At 41.0% G+C, this 16,679-nt stretch carries 12 protein-coding genes, 1 tRNA gene and 2 pseudogenes; 4 read left to right on the forward strand and 11 right to left on the reverse strand.

Going from position 1 to position 16,679, the window contains the following annotated elements:
* Positions 1-16: 16 nt before the first annotated feature.
* Positions 17-1,855: a RagB/SusD family nutrient uptake outer membrane protein gene (locus CJF29_RS03740; RefSeq protein WP_099146763.1), complete on the reverse strand. Its 1,839-nt coding sequence runs from the start codon at positions 1,853-1,855 to the stop codon at positions 17-19.
* A 15-nt stretch (positions 1,856-1,870) separates the two neighbouring features.
* Positions 1,871-4,957, reverse strand: a complete 3,087-nt coding sequence (locus CJF29_RS03745; RefSeq protein WP_099146764.1) for a SusC/RagA family TonB-linked outer membrane protein — start codon at positions 4,955-4,957, stop codon at positions 1,871-1,873.
* 271 nt (positions 4,958-5,228) lie between these two features.
* On the opposite strand from CJF29_RS03745, the gene tnpC (CJF29_RS03750) reads away from it, so the two are divergent.
* Complete coding sequence (tnpC, locus tag CJF29_RS03750) at positions 5,229-6,641, forward strand: IS66 family transposase (RefSeq protein WP_229112578.1); 1,413 nt, start codon at positions 5,229-5,231, stop codon at positions 6,639-6,641.
* 34 nt (positions 6,642-6,675) lie between these two features.
* Here the strand turns inward: tnpC (CJF29_RS03750) and CJF29_RS03755 are convergent.
* The 6 genes and pseudogenes from CJF29_RS03755 to CJF29_RS03780 form a co-directional block, all read right to left on the reverse strand.
* Positions 6,676-6,942: pseudogene (locus tag CJF29_RS03755) on the reverse strand (urea transporter); the annotation flags it as partial.
* Positions 6,943-7,221: 279 nt separating this feature from the next.
* Positions 7,222-9,000 carry an IS66 family transposase gene (gene tnpC / locus CJF29_RS03760; protein WP_004300191.1) on the reverse strand — a complete coding sequence of 593 codons (1,779 nt, stop codon included), beginning with the start codon at positions 8,998-9,000 and terminating at the stop codon, positions 7,222-7,224.
* Positions 9,001-9,088: 88 nt separating this feature from the next.
* On the reverse strand, positions 9,089-9,433 hold the full coding sequence (gene tnpB, locus CJF29_RS03765; protein WP_004297053.1) for an IS66 family insertion sequence element accessory protein TnpB: 345 nt from the start codon (positions 9,431-9,433) through the stop codon (positions 9,089-9,091).
* Between the two features lies 1 nt (position 9,434).
* Positions 9,435-9,803 carry a hypothetical protein gene (locus CJF29_RS03770; protein ID WP_170834904.1) on the reverse strand — a complete coding sequence of 123 codons (369 nt, stop codon included), beginning with the start codon at positions 9,801-9,803 and terminating at the stop codon, positions 9,435-9,437.
* Positions 9,804-9,958: 155 nt separating this feature from the next.
* Positions 9,959-11,023, reverse strand: a complete 1,065-nt coding sequence (locus tag CJF29_RS03775; protein ID WP_099147500.1) for a toll/interleukin-1 receptor domain-containing protein — start codon at positions 11,021-11,023, stop codon at positions 9,959-9,961.
* Positions 11,024-11,417: 394 nt separating this feature from the next.
* Positions 11,418-12,743, reverse strand: coding sequence for an ATP-binding protein (locus tag CJF29_RS03780; protein WP_099147501.1), 1,326 nt, complete (start codon positions 12,741-12,743; stop codon positions 11,418-11,420).
* A 214-nt stretch (positions 12,744-12,957) separates the two neighbouring features.
* On the opposite strand from CJF29_RS03780, the pseudogene CJF29_RS03785 reads away from it, so the two are divergent.
* Positions 12,958-13,149 (forward strand): annotated as a pseudogene (locus CJF29_RS03785) (transposase); the annotation flags it as partial.
* A gap of 118 nt (positions 13,150-13,267) precedes the next feature.
* Here the strand turns inward: CJF29_RS03785 and CJF29_RS03790 are convergent.
* From CJF29_RS03790 to CJF29_RS03800, 3 genes are all read right to left on the reverse strand, one after another.
* Positions 13,268-13,340, reverse strand: a tRNA-Lys gene (locus tag CJF29_RS03790).
* A 94-nt stretch (positions 13,341-13,434) separates the two neighbouring features.
* A complete protein-coding gene (locus tag CJF29_RS03795; protein WP_099147502.1) occupies positions 13,435-14,568 on the reverse strand; it encodes an AI-2E family transporter in 1,134 nt (377 codons plus the stop codon).
* Between the two features lie 21 nt (positions 14,569-14,589).
* Positions 14,590-15,189, reverse strand: a complete 600-nt coding sequence (locus CJF29_RS03800; protein ID WP_099147503.1) for a thymidine kinase — start codon at positions 15,187-15,189, stop codon at positions 14,590-14,592.
* Between the two features lie 140 nt (positions 15,190-15,329).
* On the opposite strand from CJF29_RS03800, the gene CJF29_RS03805 reads away from it, so the two are divergent.
* Positions 15,330-15,992: a hypothetical protein gene (locus CJF29_RS03805; RefSeq protein WP_099147504.1), complete on the forward strand. Its 663-nt coding sequence runs from the start codon at positions 15,330-15,332 to the stop codon at positions 15,990-15,992.
* A gap of 12 nt (positions 15,993-16,004) precedes the next feature.
* Positions 16,005-16,679 carry a 16S rRNA (cytidine(1402)-2'-O)-methyltransferase gene (gene rsmI / locus CJF29_RS03810; RefSeq protein ID WP_004299177.1) on the forward strand — a complete coding sequence of 225 codons (675 nt, stop codon included), beginning with the start codon at positions 16,005-16,007 and terminating at the stop codon, positions 16,677-16,679.

Genomic DNA, 16,679 nt, shown 5'->3' on the forward strand with positions numbered 1-16,679 from the left:
ATATTGAAATATCTACTTAATATCCTGGATTCTGGTACTCACTGCCATTGGTGATCGTGGCAGTAAAAGTTGTTGAAATAGGACGTAACGCATAATTCGGATGAAAGAACTTGGCTAGATCCGGGTGAGTATTTTCCAAATAGCCGGAGTCCTTAAACATGCCTGTCCGTTTCAAATCGTAGAAGCGGCAATATTCTCCGCAAAGTTCACGGCCTCTTTCGTCTAAGATATCCTGCACCGTAATACTCCCTGTGAGCGGATTTGCTCCGGCACGTTCGCGAACCTTATTGATATAACCGGCTGCATTCGTCCCGCCATTCAGGTAAATATCTGCTTCTGCCGCAATCAAATAAACTTCTGCCATACGCATGATAAACGTTGCATTCAGATTACCGTTTCTCTGTTTGGAAGCATTGGCTACATAATAATTACTGCTGTTATGCTTATTCAGTGACGGATAATAGTAGCGGAACTGGTTCTCATTTGTGCCGTCATTCTTGTAATTGCCTGTGACGTTTGTATAAGCATAATTCATGTTCACATTATGATTGTCGTCACTATATACATGATGATAATCAATCAGCAAATAATCAGAAATGTGTTCTTTTTGTTTCTCTGTCGCATAATCCATGTCCTGCGGCATGATGAATTTAATAGCTAAGTCACCTTTATTCAGAGCTTTGCCAATGACGGTTTCTTCCTTGTCATACATGTGTACGGCACTTTCGTCCCAAGTGTAATTCTTGTTCGCGTTCCACTCTGTAGTGAACGATTCATGAAATCTGGGGTCTAATGTTCCGTCTTTCTGCACATACAAACTCAATAAATGCTGCGTAGGCATAAAGATACCGGTAATTGAGCCTTCCCAGGTAAACCGTGTCTCCTGATTGTCTTCACGTGCACCGAATTTATTGATATTACATAAGAAATACTCGTCGTTGCGATTCAACTTATAATTCCCATTGCTTGAACCGTGTCCGTCTGCTCCTGCATACCAGCGATGTTTCCAGAGAGCTTCCTTGTTTTCCCAGTTGTTGCTCTCTTTAAACACCTCGCTATACGATGGATACATATATGTATTGTATTTCCCACCGCCAGTTTCGCAATCGGTAATCAATTTCTTGGCTGCATCCAAAGCTTCCTGCAAATATTCGGTGCTTCCATATTCGTACGTCTGCAAGCAGGCTTTAGCCAGAAAACCGAGAGCGGCTTTCTTTGTCGGAGTGGTAGTTGTTGCATGCGTACCTGTTGGCAACCATTCGGATGCAAATCTTAAATCGGGGATAATAACCTCCTGATAGATGGTCATCGGATCGGTGCGGGTGGGGGAGTAGGTCAACGTTTCCGTCACTACGGGTTCTGTGAGCATCGTCACTGCTCCGAATTGTTCCACCGCGTTGAAATAATACACAGCTCTAAGAAAACGGGCTTCCGCAATCTTTGCATTCCGTTCCTCTTCCGTGGTGTAAGGAGGTTTGTCTCCTAATGCGATGGCTTCGTTACAGGCTCCCACACCGTCGTAAGTCCCGTTCCACCAATTATTGGTGGAAGTCGTATTGGGCGATGTTCCTGCGAAAAACCAGAACCACTGCGTGTAACTGGTTGATTCGTTGGCTTTATACGTCCAAAGATCGGTGTCGCCTTCAGTCAGTGACATCCAGTCGGCAGCACCATAATAAAATCTTTCCATAGCAAAATAGCACTGGTTAATCAGGGTTTCATATCCATCGATGGAAGTAGCTAAAGCCTCTTTGGTAAATGCGCCCGGGTTGTACTCGTCCAAAGTGCAGGAGTGTAGAGACAGAGCCGAGAGCAGCACGCTGCAAAATATGAATTTTATATATATACTTTTCATGATTATAATCTTTAGTTAAAATGTCAAATTAACGCCAAAAACAAATTGCCGGTAGGTAGGGAATGCATCCGAACCGTTGGTTTCGGGATCAGTATCTTTCAATTGTTTGTCTTTTACAAAGATGAACGGATTGTAGGCTGTGGCATAGATGCGGCATTTTTCCATCAAAACTTTGCGTGATATGTTTACGGGCAGTGTATATCCCAGTGTGATATTCTTAATCTTGATAAAGGAACCGTCGCGTACTCTTAATGAAGGATATACGGTTTTTTGCTCATCTGCCGTTCCGGGACGGGGGAAATAGGCGTCCTGATTATCCTCTGTCCAGTAGTCTACACCTGCCAGCTGATTCTTGGTTACGCTCTGTTCGGCGGTATAATAGCCGAGCAGGTCGCTGTTGATCGTTTGTCCGTAACGTGCCATGGCAAAGACAGATAAATCAAAATTCTTGTAGGTGAAGGAATTGCTGAATCCGATGATCCAGTCCGGATTGGAGTGTCCCAGAATTTGTCGGTCTTCCGTACTGTATTTATGTACGCCTCCGTCACCTTTCTGGTCTAAGGTTTCTATCTTGATGAAGCCGGGTTTTACGCCGTAGGCATCCAATGTCTCCTGTGGAGTATCGGTTCTCCAGATTCCGGCATACTTATATCCGTAAATGGCTTTAATCGGTTCACCGACAAACAGATTTTCAGCAATCAGGTCACCGTCGGGCAGGTCGTCTATTTGTTCCTTGTTCCAGGTGACGGATAAAGTGGTGTTCCAAGTGAAATCCTTGTGCCATATGTTGTGTGAAGTGATCGTTGCTTCCACACCTTGATTGCTGGTCTGGGCGATGTTTTGCCAGATGGCCAGAGGCGATCCCCATCCGGTCAGACCGCTGGTGATGGGCAATGTACGTTTGAATAATAATCCTTTGGTTGTTGTTTTGAACCATTCTAACGAGCCGTCGATGCGACCGTTCAGGATGCCGAAATCCAACCCTACATTCCAGTTGTATGATTTCTCCCATCCGAGATCGGAACTACCGTAACTATCAGCGTATTGCGTGAAAGGAACGATTTTCCCATTAATGGAAATTCCCGAAGCGGTATATACGTATGCTTGTGTTGTGGTGCTGTATGCGGTGGTTCCTCCCGAGTTACCCGTGATGCCGTAGCTCACTCTCAACTTCAGGTTGTCCAGCCAACTGCGTGTCTTTTCCATAAATGCCTCGTCGGATATTCTCCACGCCAGTGCGCCTGCGGGGAAGGCATCCCATTTATGTCCGGTAGAAAATTGTGAAACACCGTCCCAACGGGTCGAGAAATTAAACAGGTATTTGCCCTTGTACGAATAGTTCAGACGGAAGGCAAAAGACATTTTCTGTGTCTGTGCGAAGTCGGATTCCACATGTTGGGAAGTGCCCGATGTCAGTCGCCAGAAAGACCATTGATCTACCATCTGACCGCTGGCGGCAGCCATGCTACTTTCCGACTGGTTCTTATTCCAGGAAGTAATCAGTGAACCTCCTAGATTATGGTCTTTTGCGATGGTTGTGTTGTAAGCGAGAATATTTTCCCAAGTGTAATTCCAGGCATTGTTGTTGGTGATGGAAGCATGCGGTGAACCTGCATAAGACGGACGGTTGGCATTACACTTTTCTCCCCAGTATTGCCCGCGGCGTGAGTGATTCAAAGTTCCATTGACACGACTGGTAAAAGTCAGGTCTTTGACGGGAGCTAGTTCGACATAGCCACTCATGTTCAGGTAGGTGGAACGGGTGTTGTCTACATACTGATTCTCTATGAAATCACTCATCGGGGAATATTGTCCCGTGATGAATTCGTGATTGATCTCCCCTTCTTCGGTATAAGCATCACCCAGCGGGATGGTGGAGAGAGATTTGGTGAATGTGTTTTTCACGCCGGAGTTCAAGTCCCGGTAGACTAAATTGGAAGTAAAGCCTACCTTTGCCCATGAAAATATCTGCTGATCCAGATTGAGGCGTAACGAATATCTGTTCAGATTCTCGTTGCTAAGTAAACCTTCCTCCCGGTTGTAGGAAGTCGAAGCAAATAATTTTGTCTTTTCAGTGCCGCTACTGACTGAAAGACTGTATTTCTCTGTGGTAGCTGTATTGCCCGATACTTCATCCACCCAGTCTATCCATTTGCCGTTGTTGTATGCATCTATAAAATCCTGTTTTCCCAGTAGGGCGGACATATCGGTGGGATAGTCACCGTTTTTATATTTATAGGCTTCCCGTTGATAGGTGACCCATTCATCCCGCGTCATCCCATGCCTGTAGTTGGGTGAACCGCTGAATCCGTAATAAGCATCGAAGTTTACGGTAGCTTTCCCCTCTTTTCCTCTTTTGGTGGTGATGATGACAACGCCGTTTGCTCCTGCGGAACCATAAATGGCGGTGGAGGAAGCATCTTTCAATACATCTACACTCTCAATGTCCGACGGGCTGACTTGGCTATAGCTGCCGGGGATTCCATCGATAATAAACAATGGTTCGTTGCTGCCATAGATGGATCGTGAACCACGAAGCAGGATAGTGACATCACCCCCTATCTGTCCTGAAGTTTTGGTGATATCCATTCCGGGTATCTTGCCTTGAAGTGCTTCCATTACATTATTGGTAGGAGCGGCCAGCACTTCCGCGCTCTTGACAGAGGTTACCGCACCCGTCAAATCCCGTTTTTTGACCGATCCGTATCCTACCACCACTACTTCATCAATCAGTCTGGCGTCTTCCGTCAGTATGATTTCCACCTTGTTCTTGTTGCGTGTATTGACTTCCTGTTCCGTGTATCCCATATAAGATACCTTTAATATTGCATTGGGTGCTACGCGCAGTGTGAATTGTCCGTCTACATTCGTAATCGTTCCGTTGCTGGTACCTTTTTCAACGATATTCGCTCCGATAATCGTCTCTCCTTGAGAGTTTTTCACTATACCTGAGATTGTTTTGCTCTGTTGGCAATAAGCCCGTGTTGATCCAAGTATCGATAATGAACCTATTAATAAGAATAATAGGTAAAAATTCATTCTATAAACAGTCTTTAGGGGATTATTCCACCCTATGTTTGTTTTATCAGAAAATGATTTCATGTTTTTTGTTTAATTGTATGTTTACTAATTTGTTTTTGGATAGCTAAATTTCCGGACAATTTAAAGCTATGTCTCGATTGTAACGACTTTACTTACCCCATAGGCTATTAGATTTTATTGGTTAAATAATGATTGTTCAGAGTAACTACTCAGGTATCTTTTCCTGAAAATTGAAAAAGTAATCCAAACTCTCTTACCTGTTGAAATGTATCTGATAACTTTATGCCAATCCCCTTTCTCTATTATCCCCTACATATTACTTTTGCATTCAATGATTGAGCAGGTAACAGACATATCTAAGTTCTTATCGGAGATGAACGAGAAATTCTCTTCGATGGAGCAAACTATATCTGAGCAAGGTGCTGATATTAGCCGTCTTTATCGTATTATTGATCAGAAGGATAAAGAGATTCATGTATTAAAGAAACGTTTATCCAAATATGAAGGACCTGATAAGGATAGTCATAATAGTAGTATTCCTCCTTCCCAAGAATCGCTTCCTGCCAAAGTCCTCCGTCGGACACAGTCTTTGCGCAAGAAGTCAGACCGTAAGAACGGTGGTCAATTTGGTCATCCCGGCTCTACTTTAGAAACGAGCACTTCTCCTGATTTTATCGAAGAACATAAATCTGACTATTGTGAATGTTGCGGCAGTTCTTTGACTGGGGCTGAGTCTATTTGTAGCGGAGTCTCCCAAGTGGTTGATATACCTTTACCCCGTCCCCAAGTAAAAGAACATCGCTCTTTTGATGTGACTTGTTCTTGCGGCCACATTAATAAATGCCCGCTCCCCAAAGAATGTAGTAAACGGATTTCATACGGCAAGACTATTCAGTCTCTGGTGTCTTTTCTTAGCCATGTTCAATGTGTTTCATTTGAACGTATCTGTGAAATACTCAAAGAAATTTTCTCTTTGTCTATTAGTCAAGGTACAGTGCGGAACATGCTTACTAAAATAGGGACTAAATCAAAAACTGTTTGTGACCAAATTCGCAGGCGCATAGCCGAATCCACAGTTGTTGGCGCTGATGAAACGGGACTATATGTCAATAGTGCACTTAATTGGGCATGGATATTCCAAACGGATCAGTTAACCTATGTATACCAAGACAAGTCCAGAGGAATGAAGGCTATAAACAACCATTTTCCTGATGGATTGCCCAATGCTGTATTAGTCACAGATCGACATGGTAGCTATTTCAATATGGAAGTAAAGAATCATCAGGTATGCATTGCACATCTGTTAAGGAACATTCAATACCTTACTGAACTTGACCCTAAGCAGAACTGGTCTAAAAAAGTGAGTACACTTCTTAGAGAGGCGATACACATCCGTAAGACTACAAGCTTTGAAGTAATACCAATAACCACTATAAAAGACAGATTGGACCGATTGCTAAATGAAAGCGTAGCACATCTGCATGAGGATTTCCAGAAGTTCAAAAATGGTCTCTTCAAATGTAAGGATTATCTTTTTACCTTCCTGCAAAACCCAGATGTTCCTTATGATAATAATGCCAGCGAAAGAGGTATTCGAAAAATAAAGGTAAAGCAAAAAGTCAGCGGATGTTTTCGTACAGAAAAAGGGGCTAACACTTTTATGAACGTCCACTCCGTTGCTGAAACCGCTAAGAAAAACGGAAATTCTAAATACAAGGCTATTCTTGCTGTTCTTGAACAGTGAGAAGTATCAATATGACTTTATACCTGAGTAGTTACGATAATTGAAGAAATACGCCAACTGCTATACCTACTAAAGTTCCATTAAATCCGTATAATCCATTTTTAATATCATCATGCTTATATCCCGAAAAATGGGCTGTCAGTGTACTTATTATATTACCGCAGACTGCTAGTATTCCCATTTGCCATGAGTTTAGAAATATTCCGATTAGCATTAATAATCCGGATAACGCATTATTCTGAAACATCACTTGTCCTATTCCACGTCCCAGAATGAGTAATAAATTGTGTATAAAGGTCATTTGTGTAAAATATTAACTGATAAAATGATGGCAAAGGTACAACCTTCTATTGAAACTAACAAGATCAATAGAAATGTAATAAAATATTATGATATTATAAATTACTAGCAAAGTTTTATCGGGAGCTTACCATCTATTTATTTTTCTTTATATTGCATGATCAATTACAAAGTGTATGTTGTTGACTTTTATGTAACCATACTATTTTCCGCCACGCCAATTTTATCGGCTGTCTTTCAGCCGATAAAATAAAAATGCCCGTAAGAAAATATTTTTGTTTTAACATTCCGGTTTATAGAAACATGGCAGAAGAGCCTTCTTGTCGCAGTCCTTACCATGAAGAATACATTCAAACAAGTGTTTCAGGTAATTCTGAGGGTCTATGCCGTTCAACTTACAGCTTTCTATCAGAGAGAAGGTGAATGCAGAGTTTTCTGCCGCATCCTCACTGCCAACGTTCATACAGTTCTTGAGCAGCAGCTTTACAGGTTTCATCCTTTGCTCACAGAGGTTGTTCGAGATTTCTGCTGAACCGTCCTTGAGGATATTTCTCAAGGATTTCCACTGGTTTATCGTATAGTTCACGGCCTTTCTCATCAGTTCGTTAGCCATAATCTTCGCATCCTGCATCATAATGACCACCTTATGATGGATACGTTCAAGAATCGGTCCTGTTAGCTTAAGCCTTCTTTCCTTAATCTGCTCACCGCTGAGTTTCATCATACGGAACAGGTCTTCATTTCTGAACATCTCACCGATAGGATCTATTATGTCCATCGCTGTTCTGTCTGAAGGCAGGGCATCAACCCACAACCTTCTACAATGCGTCCAGCATCCTATATGAAGCACCTTTGAGTCGTCTCCGTCAAACATCCTGTAAACCGTATATCCGTCAGTGGATATGGTTCCCATAAAATATTCCAGGAATGATTTTGCCGCATCGGACGACCTGCTGCCGTTATTATAGTGATAATAGACCATCTTAATATGCTTGGCAAAGAAAGCCCATAAGTACTTTCTCCTGTAAGCCTTACCTTCCTTTGTTTCCACTCCAACAAGCTCAGTAGTCTCATCAACCATAAGGTAATTAGCTCTCTGTACAAACTCCTTGAAGACATCTTCCATGAACTCCCTTAGTTTGGCGATTCCGTTATGGATATAGCTGTTCAGCGTGGTATTGCTTATGTGGATACCCTCTCTTGCAAGCAGTCTTATCTGTCTGTTCTCAGGCATGCTGAAGTCATATTTCAGACAAAGCAGACGGGCAAGCAGTTCAGGAGAGAAGATACCTCCAAGGTTTTTCAGCGGATGTTCCATGGTGCTTGTGAAAGTGCCGTCCGCAAGCTTTACCCTTGCCACCTTGTAAACATGCTCCACGTTATAAGCCCTTACATGTTCTATGACCCTGTATTCCCACACATCAGGCATACCGTTGCGGTTCATAAACCGTCCCCCTTCTGGAAGCGTGTAATACTCGTCCACTTCATGTACTACCACCTTGTCAACTTTCAATTTTGTTTTCCCGGCACGTGGTGCGGTTTCCTTTCTCCTTGAAGGTTTGCTGTTCTGGGCAGGTATGTTGCCGGAAGAGGTATTGCTGCCGGTTTCGTTATCATCGGTCTTATTATTATCATCCTTCCTGTCAGAACCGTCATACTCGGATTGTTCCAGAGCGGACTTGTCGAGATTACGGTTGTTCAACAGCCTTCTTTGCTCGGAAGTACGGCCGAAACGGTGTTTCCTGCTGTCCTCAAGCTGAAGTCTGAGATTGGAGATCTCGTTTGCCAGCATCCTGTTCACCTCATCCTTTGCTTCAAGCTGCTTTCTCATAAGTTCCATTTCTTTCCTGTAATGTTCAACCGTGGTTGACTGCTTTTCGATGGTATCTTTGAGATCATTGATGGTATCTATCAGATTTTTAGAGTTCTCCCTGTTGGATTCTTCAATAGACTCAAGCCTCGCAATCAATTCTTTATTCTGTTTGCGAAGACCTGCCTTTTCCTCATTCGCCAGACCCAGCTGGCAGCAAAGTAACTCGTATGCTCTTTCATCAATCATGATATAAAGGTACGAAAAATCAGGCACTTACGCAAACTTTTTACCGTTTATTTTTTATACTATCCTGTTGATAATCAGTATGTTAATATTAGCCTTTCGGACTAACGTACATCTTGTCAACTACAATGCTTTCCGTAAGATAAGCCATGTCCGACCACTGTATCCGGTAGCACCTGGAGACTTCATCAAATACAGGTTTCTTGAATTTGCCCATAACAGGACGTTTTTCGTAAAGCACATAAAAACCGCGTTCGTAATGAAGTATCTTCACAACCTTTCGGTTCCGGGACATGAACATATATACATTGGACGCATCGCTCGGGTCAAGGGACATTTCTTCCCTTATACTCTCACACAGACGGAAAATGCCTTTCCGCAAATCAACATTACCGTTAAACAGGTAATAGTTAAGGTTAGCACTCAGTCCAAGCATATCATCCTATCATTTTATTAAGCAACAGGCTCAAATCAAGAACGGTGGTGTTTCTCAGGAACAGTGTTGCGCCAGACGCCAGCTGTAACTTGATCCATTTTATTGGTGGTTCACCTTCAGGATGTTTCACGTCCAACTTCACAGTTGGACTATTGCATGGTTTCCCGGTTATCTGGACTTTGGCAACCTTGGGCTGCTCAACCTGGACTGTCTTGCCTAACTTCTCACTCCACAACTGGTGACGCTGCCAGTTCATGAACTTGTCGTAATTTACACCATAATCAGCACAGAACTCTCGAAGATCTTTGGTCTCGCTGCATAACTGGTAGAGGTCATATACCTCCTGATAGTTTACTTTTTCTTTTGCCATAATCATTCTTGTTAAAGGTTACGGCGCAAAGATATGGCGGCTAACAACTTATGTCAAGGCGGAAAATAGAATGGTTACGACTTTTATTAAACTTTGAAATCTGTTTTGTAGTTTTTATAGTTGGTAATCCGTATGTGATTTGGGTAATAGGAAGTCTATAATGATGTTAATTCATTTGATTTTATTAGGCATGCATCAAATGTTGCTATTAGTTTTTCGTAACATTTGATTAGCCTTTTCTGTGCTTTTATTTGTGAAGATTCTAAATGAGTTGTAGAAGCTAAAACTCGTTTTTGGTCAAGGATAGATTGTTTGCATTTGTTTATTGCAGTAATCATTTCCAAAAAAGCAATTCTATTTTCATTTTCAATTTGGGGATTATTGATTCCTACATTATGTATTTTTATGCTATGATCAACCATGTTTGAGAATGATGATTTTATTAGGGGGTCTTGATTATCTATCACGTCAGCCATTTTATTGTAATCATTTGCAAGGGCTTTCATGATAGCCTTGCATTGTGAAATAGCATGAGGATTATTGCTATACGTATTGAGTTGATCTGTTCTTTTTACTAGGGAGTCTGCGTAAATAACGGTGGCCTCTGTTAGAGTGTTGAGAGTCTTAATTAGAATACTATTTTGTTCGTCAAATAGTTCTCTATAATCTAATATACCTAAATCTTTATCTTCCTGTACAATATCTATTAATGTGGGGATATTGGATGTTTGTTTTACTGTTGATTTGATATATCCAATGAACTCTTTTTTATATCTATTCCAAGAAGATGCTTTTGTCTTGAGGTTTAACTTTTCGACTATATCATCATATAGCGAATCTAGAGCTTCCTCATTGTCGAGATGAGCTCCTTTGTTTAAGTTATATAGCCAGCCAATAGATTTGAATGAAAGGTTGGGGAATAACATTAGCTTAACAGACCTGTCTGTTGCCCATGCTGCTCCCATTTCATTTAAGCAAACCTCGCTTCTTTTATAGTTTTCAGAAATAAAGAAAAATACAAATTCGCAATTTGCTATATTATTTTTGATATATTGCGAAATGTTTTCTCCATTAATTACTCCAGTGTCTTCTCTTGACGTATATGCTATGGTATTAATGTCTATATTTAGTCCTAGTCTAAGTATTTTATCTACAAATTGGTCAACGATAGATTTATCTTTTGAGGAGTGACTGATGAATATTTTTTTATTGCCGTCCATAAGTGCTTTTTTTGATGATATAGTTTGTTTTGCAAAGGTATAACTTTTATTGAACTTGTTGCTATTTTGTAAGCGTAAAATAAAACTTGTAAATTGTTAGAGCTGTGATTCTTCGCTTTTTATGAATTCTGTAACTAAAATGCGAGTTCAAATCTGTGTTATGCGAATAATGAAAATTCTTTATCCGTGTCGTTTGCTATGATTATAGCTATATCAATTACAAGGGGATTGTAAATAGAAAGTTCTTATTTCACTACTGCTTATATGCAATATTGTGATTTTTTATTCTGATTCAATAATGTTCTAATATTTTGTTTCCAATAATAAATTGAGAACAATCCAAATTTTTCAATATTAATTTTAGTAATCATGGTGCTTTAAATAAAATTCACATCTACATATCTTCCATTGAAAAAAGCCTGCTTTCTATCTCATACTTAAACAAGACTTTTTTCCGTAATTCCTCTACTTTTAGTGTGAATAAATCCGGTTTGAAATTTTTGGATTGTCTTTTCACCTCTGCTACCAGAGCTTTTTTCTCTTCTGCATATAGTCCGACAATATCTATTTCATCCTGATCTTTATTATTCTTGCCTTGCCACCACGAACCTATATCTGCAAATTCCTTGCTTTCCATCATCTGTTGGCGGAAATACATTTCCAAAGCTAAGCCGGAAAAAGTTGGATAATCCTTTTTAATAATATCAGCCAAGCGTTCAAAATTCTGTATCTCTATATAATTTTGATACTTGATAAAATACCGGAACCAGAAACGTAAAAACATATCCGATACTTCATAACGGACTGTCTGGGAACCCTCTTTTGAGAGTATAGGCCGTTTTTTCTTTATCAAATCATAGTCTTCTTCCAATCTCTTTAATTGTCCGCCCAGACTCATTCCACCCATAACAGTTTCCATTTCCGGCAAGGTATTCTTACCGTTGGAGATTGCTGATAAGATTGAAAAGTAATTGCCGTATTTTTTTCCGAACTCCTGTATCAGCAAAGCCTGTCCTTCGGTCAGAAAGGACGAATCGGGTTGCAACATGAAATCAACCATGTTTTCCATACTCGTACATCCATTGTCCATAAACTGCTCAATATACTTTGGAACACCACCGGTAAAGGTATAGAGTGCTAACAAATCATCTTTGGTATAGTCTGCTTTATGATCCGACATGATTTCTTTTAATATGGAAGTAGTGAAAGAAGACAATTTCATTATACTGTCAGCACGGCCATACAGCGGTTCTTTGGAATCTCTGAAGATTTTATTCATAAGTGTATAAACCGAACCGCTCACGATAAGATTGACATGGCTCTGCTTCCTCAGCCGATCCCAAGTATCCTGTATCAAACTGTAAATCTCTTGATTTATGTAATAGAATTCCTGAAACTCGTCAATAACCAGATTGTATTCCATCCGTGTTCCCAAATCCATTAAGAAACGAAACATTTCTGCAAAATTGGTAAGTTCTGGTACATAAATATTAAGTGCCTGTCGGATCTCGGAAGTAAATCGTAAACAAAGATCTGTTTCATTGCTTCGGCTGACAAATAGATATACCGTAGGAGTATCTTCACAACTTTTGAATATAAGACTGGTCTTACCGATACGCCGCCGACCGGTAAGTACCGTCATTTGTGAATGTACGGAAAAAGACACTCGGCGGACCTTTTCCAATAATACTAGCTCTTTTTCTCTATTGTAGAATTTCATATCCTATCTTTTTATATTTGATTTCACCGTCGTAAAGTTTACCATCGTAAACTTTACGACGGTGAAATTTAAAATCAATAACAAAGTTACTAATAATTTCGAAACTATAATATGATTAAGGTTCTGAAAATCAAAAAAGAGTGAATACTTAACATTTCAGTTCATGCAGCATGTCTTGTTACACTAAATTAGTGTTCCGATACGTATTCCAGTTTTCAATGTCATTGCGGCTATATTCTACGAACACTATGATGATATTCTAAACTTCTATAACAAGAGGACATCAAACGCGGCAGCAGAGTCTTTCAACGCCAAGATCAAACTCTTTAGGGCAAACTTACATGGAGTGGCAGACAGAAAGTTTTTTCTGTTTAGAATGGCAAAGATATATGGATATCCCCACTAAATTTCTACTGCCCCGAATTACAACTGATCCCCCTTGATCCTCCTTTTTCAAACTGAGCCGGAGAAAGCCGTAGGGTAATAAAAAAAGCCCCTGAAAATCAGGGGCTTTTTTATTTTTGTGATCCGCCTGGGGCTCGAACCCAGGACCCCAACATTAAAAGTGTTGTGCTCTACCTGCTGAGCTAGCGAATCAATCCTTATTTGCGAATCAGTTATTTCCTGATTGCGGGTGCAAAGGTAGTTACTTTTATTTAATTTGCAAGCATTCCGTAGAAAAAAGTTTCAATTATTTTTCCTTGTTATGGCTTGTTTCTTGATTATCAGTAGTTTCTACTTCATCATATTTTATCTTTTCTTTGTTGATAATAAAGCGTTGGTAGTAGGAGAGCATCAAAGTTGTTAGTGGCAAGGCGATAATCATGCCGAGCATTCCCATTAATGAACCCCAGATAGAAAGAGATAAAAGGATGATGGCAGGATTCAGTCCGGTAATCTTTCCCATGATTTTGGGGACAAGGAAGGTGTCCTGTATGATTTGTACGATTGCAAAGACGGCTAATGCACATGCAATGATAATCCAGAAGTTCTGTCCGGTGTCGGCAGCTTTGAGGATCGCCAATAAAATAGTGGGAAGGAAACCGATGATTTGCAAGTAGGGAACCATATTCAATGCTCCGATGAAAAGTCCCAAAGCGATAGCCATGGGGAAATCGATAATCAGGAAACCAATGCTGAAAAGAATACCTACGCAGAAAGCAACCAAAGCCTGTCCACGGAAATATCTGTTCATACCATCCTGTACGTCGTGAACCAGGTTGGAGGCAAACGTACGGTATTTATTGGGTAGCAGATGTAACCATCCTTCAGCTATCGCTTCGTAATCCAATAATATAAAGATTACATATAATAATATAATGAAGGAGGCAAGGATGCTGAATAGAATGTTGAGAGATTCTGCAAGCAAAGTCCACACTCTGGGGACGGTATCTTTGATTGCCGCCAGAATATTCTCTTCACTTAATACACGGTTCAGTGCCTGAAGATCGATGTTCTCGTGGATAAATTCAGAAAGATTCTTAGGCACATTGTTGCCGGCTCCATTGGTGAGGTAAGTCACCAGCAAGTCGTTCATTCTGCCTATTTCCGAAATCATCGGCGGCACTAACAGATAAAATAAAGTGATTCCGATAACTGTAATGAGGAATAAGGAACAGAAGATGGAAATAATGCGACTTTTTAATCGTAGTTTATACTGGAAGAATTTGACTAACGGATAGACCATATAAGCTATCAGCCATGCAATAAAGAAAGGTAATAACACTCCGCTAAGACGTTCCACAAGCATTAATATGCCTACAACTAACACACATCCGATGGAACCGCGTATAAAACTGTCGAATGTTATCTTTTTCCTTTCCATAATCTGTTTCTTTTATAGAGTTTATACTTTCTGCTCATCTTCCCCTCGTGCATGGAGATAACATTCCCTGCACAGAGGCTCATATTCGGCTGTTTCGCCTAAAAGAACCTGTTTCTCATTCTTGACTGTACGATGTGAGAAAGAAGCCAGCTGACCACATTTCACACAGATCGCATGAACTTTGGAGACTTCATCGGCAATGGCGCACAATTGTGGCATTGGACCGAACGGATTTCCTTTGAAGTCCATATCCAACCCTGCAATGATAACACGGATTCCATTGTTGGCAAGCTGGTTGCATACATCAATCAAACCACTGTCGAAGAACTGCGCTTCATCAATACCTACTACATCTATCTCGGAAGTAAACAGTAAAATGCTGGCTGACGAATCGATGGGAGTGGAGGCGATAGAATGGCTGTCGTGAGAGACTACATCTTCTTCTGAATAACGGGTGTCGATAGCTGGTTTGAATATCTCGACACGTTGTTTCGCGAATTTCGCTCTCTTCATTCTGCGAATCAATTCCTCTGTCTTTCCGGAGAACATAGAACCGCAGATTACTTCGATCCGGCCTCTTCTTCTAGTTTCCTGTATGTGGTCTTCTGAAAATAATACCATGAGATTTTGTGTTTTCTTGATTAAATAAATATGTGGACAAAGGTAAGCAATTCAATGTGCAAGAACTGTTAAATTATCCATTATTTTAATTTATTGCATAAATTATTCCTACATTCGCACCGTATAAACAATGGACTGACATGAAACAGAAGCTATTAACAGATATTGAGTTGGATGTTCATGAGTTGAAGTATCTCATGGATTTATTTACCAAGGAGCCGACTCCGACTTTGTCTGAACTGTTGAAGCGGAGCATTACACGGATGCAGGGACGTTTGGACGAACTGCAACAGGAGGTGGATGCTGTTCAGGTAATTTCTCCGTTAGCTGTGGAAGAGACAGCGGAAGAGAAGGATGAAGTTGCCGGGTCTGAAGAAGATTCCTCCGTTATTATACAATCTCTCGAATCGGTTGACGTGAAAGAAGACGAGGAGGGAGAGACTATTGTTGCGGAAGAGCCCCCTGTAGTAATAGCAGAAGAGGAGCCTGCAATAGTGGAGGAACCTGTCGTTGAAACTGTTGTGAAAGAGGAAGAGCCTAAATCGGCTGTGTTGGGAGAAAGTCTCAAACTATCTGCCGGCTTGCGACATTCTATCAGTTTGAATGATTCTTTCCGTTTTTCTCGTGAACTGTTCGGAGGCAACACTGACTTGATGAATCGGGTTATCGAACAGATATCAGTAATGAGTTCCTACAAGACTGCAATCGCGTTTCTGTCCTCGAAAGTCGAATTGAATGAAGAAAAAGAAGCGGTGAACGACTTTCTGGAGCTACTAAAGAAATATTTTAATCAATCAGCATAAAACAAAAACAAGATGGGAAAGCTATATGTGGTACCTACGCCGGTAGGGAATCTGGAGGACATGACTTTTCGGGCTATCAAAGTCCTGAAAGAGGTCGATCTGATTTTGGCGGAGGATACACGTACTTCCGGTATCTTGCTGAAACACTTTGAAATAAAGAATGCAATGCAATCCCACCACAAATTTAATGAACATAAAACGGTGGAAAGTGTTGTTAATAGAATAAAGGCAGGTGAAACGGTGGCACTAATTTCGGATGCCGGAACGCCTGGAATTTCCGATCCCGGATTTCTGGTTGTTCGTGAATGTGTGCGCAACGGTATTGAAGTGCAGTGCTTGCCGGGAGCAACCGCTTTTGTTCCGGCACTCGTTGCATCGGGATTGCCGAACGAGAAGTTCTGCTTCGAGGGATTTCTCCCCCAGAAGAAAGGACGGCAGACACGACTGAAGACATTGGCGGAAGAACACCGCACGATGGTGTTTTATGAATCACCCCACCGTCTGTTGAAGACGTTAACACAGTTTGCCGAATATTTCGGCGCTGAACGTCAGGCAACCGTGTCGCGTGAAATATCCAAACTCCACGAAGAAACAGTTCGGGGCAGTTTGGCTGAATTGATAGAACACTTTACCGCTACCGAACCCCGGGGCGAGATTGTGATTGTATTAGCAGGAATAGATGATTAA

Source organism: Bacteroides celer (genome assembly GCF_002632415.2).
Classification (GTDB): Bacteria; Bacteroidota; Bacteroidia; order Bacteroidales; family Bacteroidaceae; genus Bacteroides.

What these genes read in the sequence shown, in the direction of transcription:
- CJF29_RS03740 (WP_099146763.1), bottom strand. Translation starts at nt 1,855, where the DNA reads ATGAAAAGTATATATATAAAATTCATATTTTGCAGCGTGCTGCTCTCG.
- CJF29_RS03745 (WP_099146764.1), bottom strand. Translation starts at nt 4,957, where the DNA reads ATGAAATCATTTTCTGATAAAACAAACATAGGGTGGAATAATCCCCTA.
- tnpC (WP_229112578.1), top strand. Translation starts at nt 5,229, where the DNA reads ATGATTGAGCAGGTAACAGACATATCTAAGTTCTTATCGGAGATGAAC.
- tnpC (WP_004300191.1), bottom strand. Translation starts at nt 9,000, where the DNA reads ATGATTGATGAAAGAGCATACGAGTTACTTTGCTGCCAGCTGGGTCTG.
- tnpB (WP_004297053.1), bottom strand. Translation starts at nt 9,433, where the DNA reads ATGCTTGGACTGAGTGCTAACCTTAACTATTACCTGTTTAACGGTAAT.
- CJF29_RS03770 (WP_170834904.1), bottom strand. Translation starts at nt 9,803, where the DNA reads ATGGCAAAAGAAAAAGTAAACTATCAGGAGGTATATGACCTCTACCAG.
- CJF29_RS03775 (WP_099147500.1), bottom strand. Translation starts at nt 11,023, where the DNA reads ATGGACGGCAATAAAAAAATATTCATCAGTCACTCCTCAAAAGATAAA.
- CJF29_RS03780 (WP_099147501.1), bottom strand. Translation starts at nt 12,743, where the DNA reads ATGAAATTCTACAATAGAGAAAAAGAGCTAGTATTATTGGAAAAGGTC.
- CJF29_RS03795 (WP_099147502.1), bottom strand. Translation starts at nt 14,568, where the DNA reads ATGGAAAGGAAAAAGATAACATTCGACAGTTTTATACGCGGTTCCATC.
- CJF29_RS03800 (WP_099147503.1), bottom strand. Translation starts at nt 15,189, where the DNA reads ATGGTATTATTTTCAGAAGACCACATACAGGAAACTAGAAGAAGAGGC.
- CJF29_RS03805 (WP_099147504.1), top strand. Translation starts at nt 15,330, where the DNA reads ATGAAACAGAAGCTATTAACAGATATTGAGTTGGATGTTCATGAGTTG.
- rsmI (WP_004299177.1), top strand. Translation starts at nt 16,005, where the DNA reads ATGGGAAAGCTATATGTGGTACCTACGCCGGTAGGGAATCTGGAGGAC.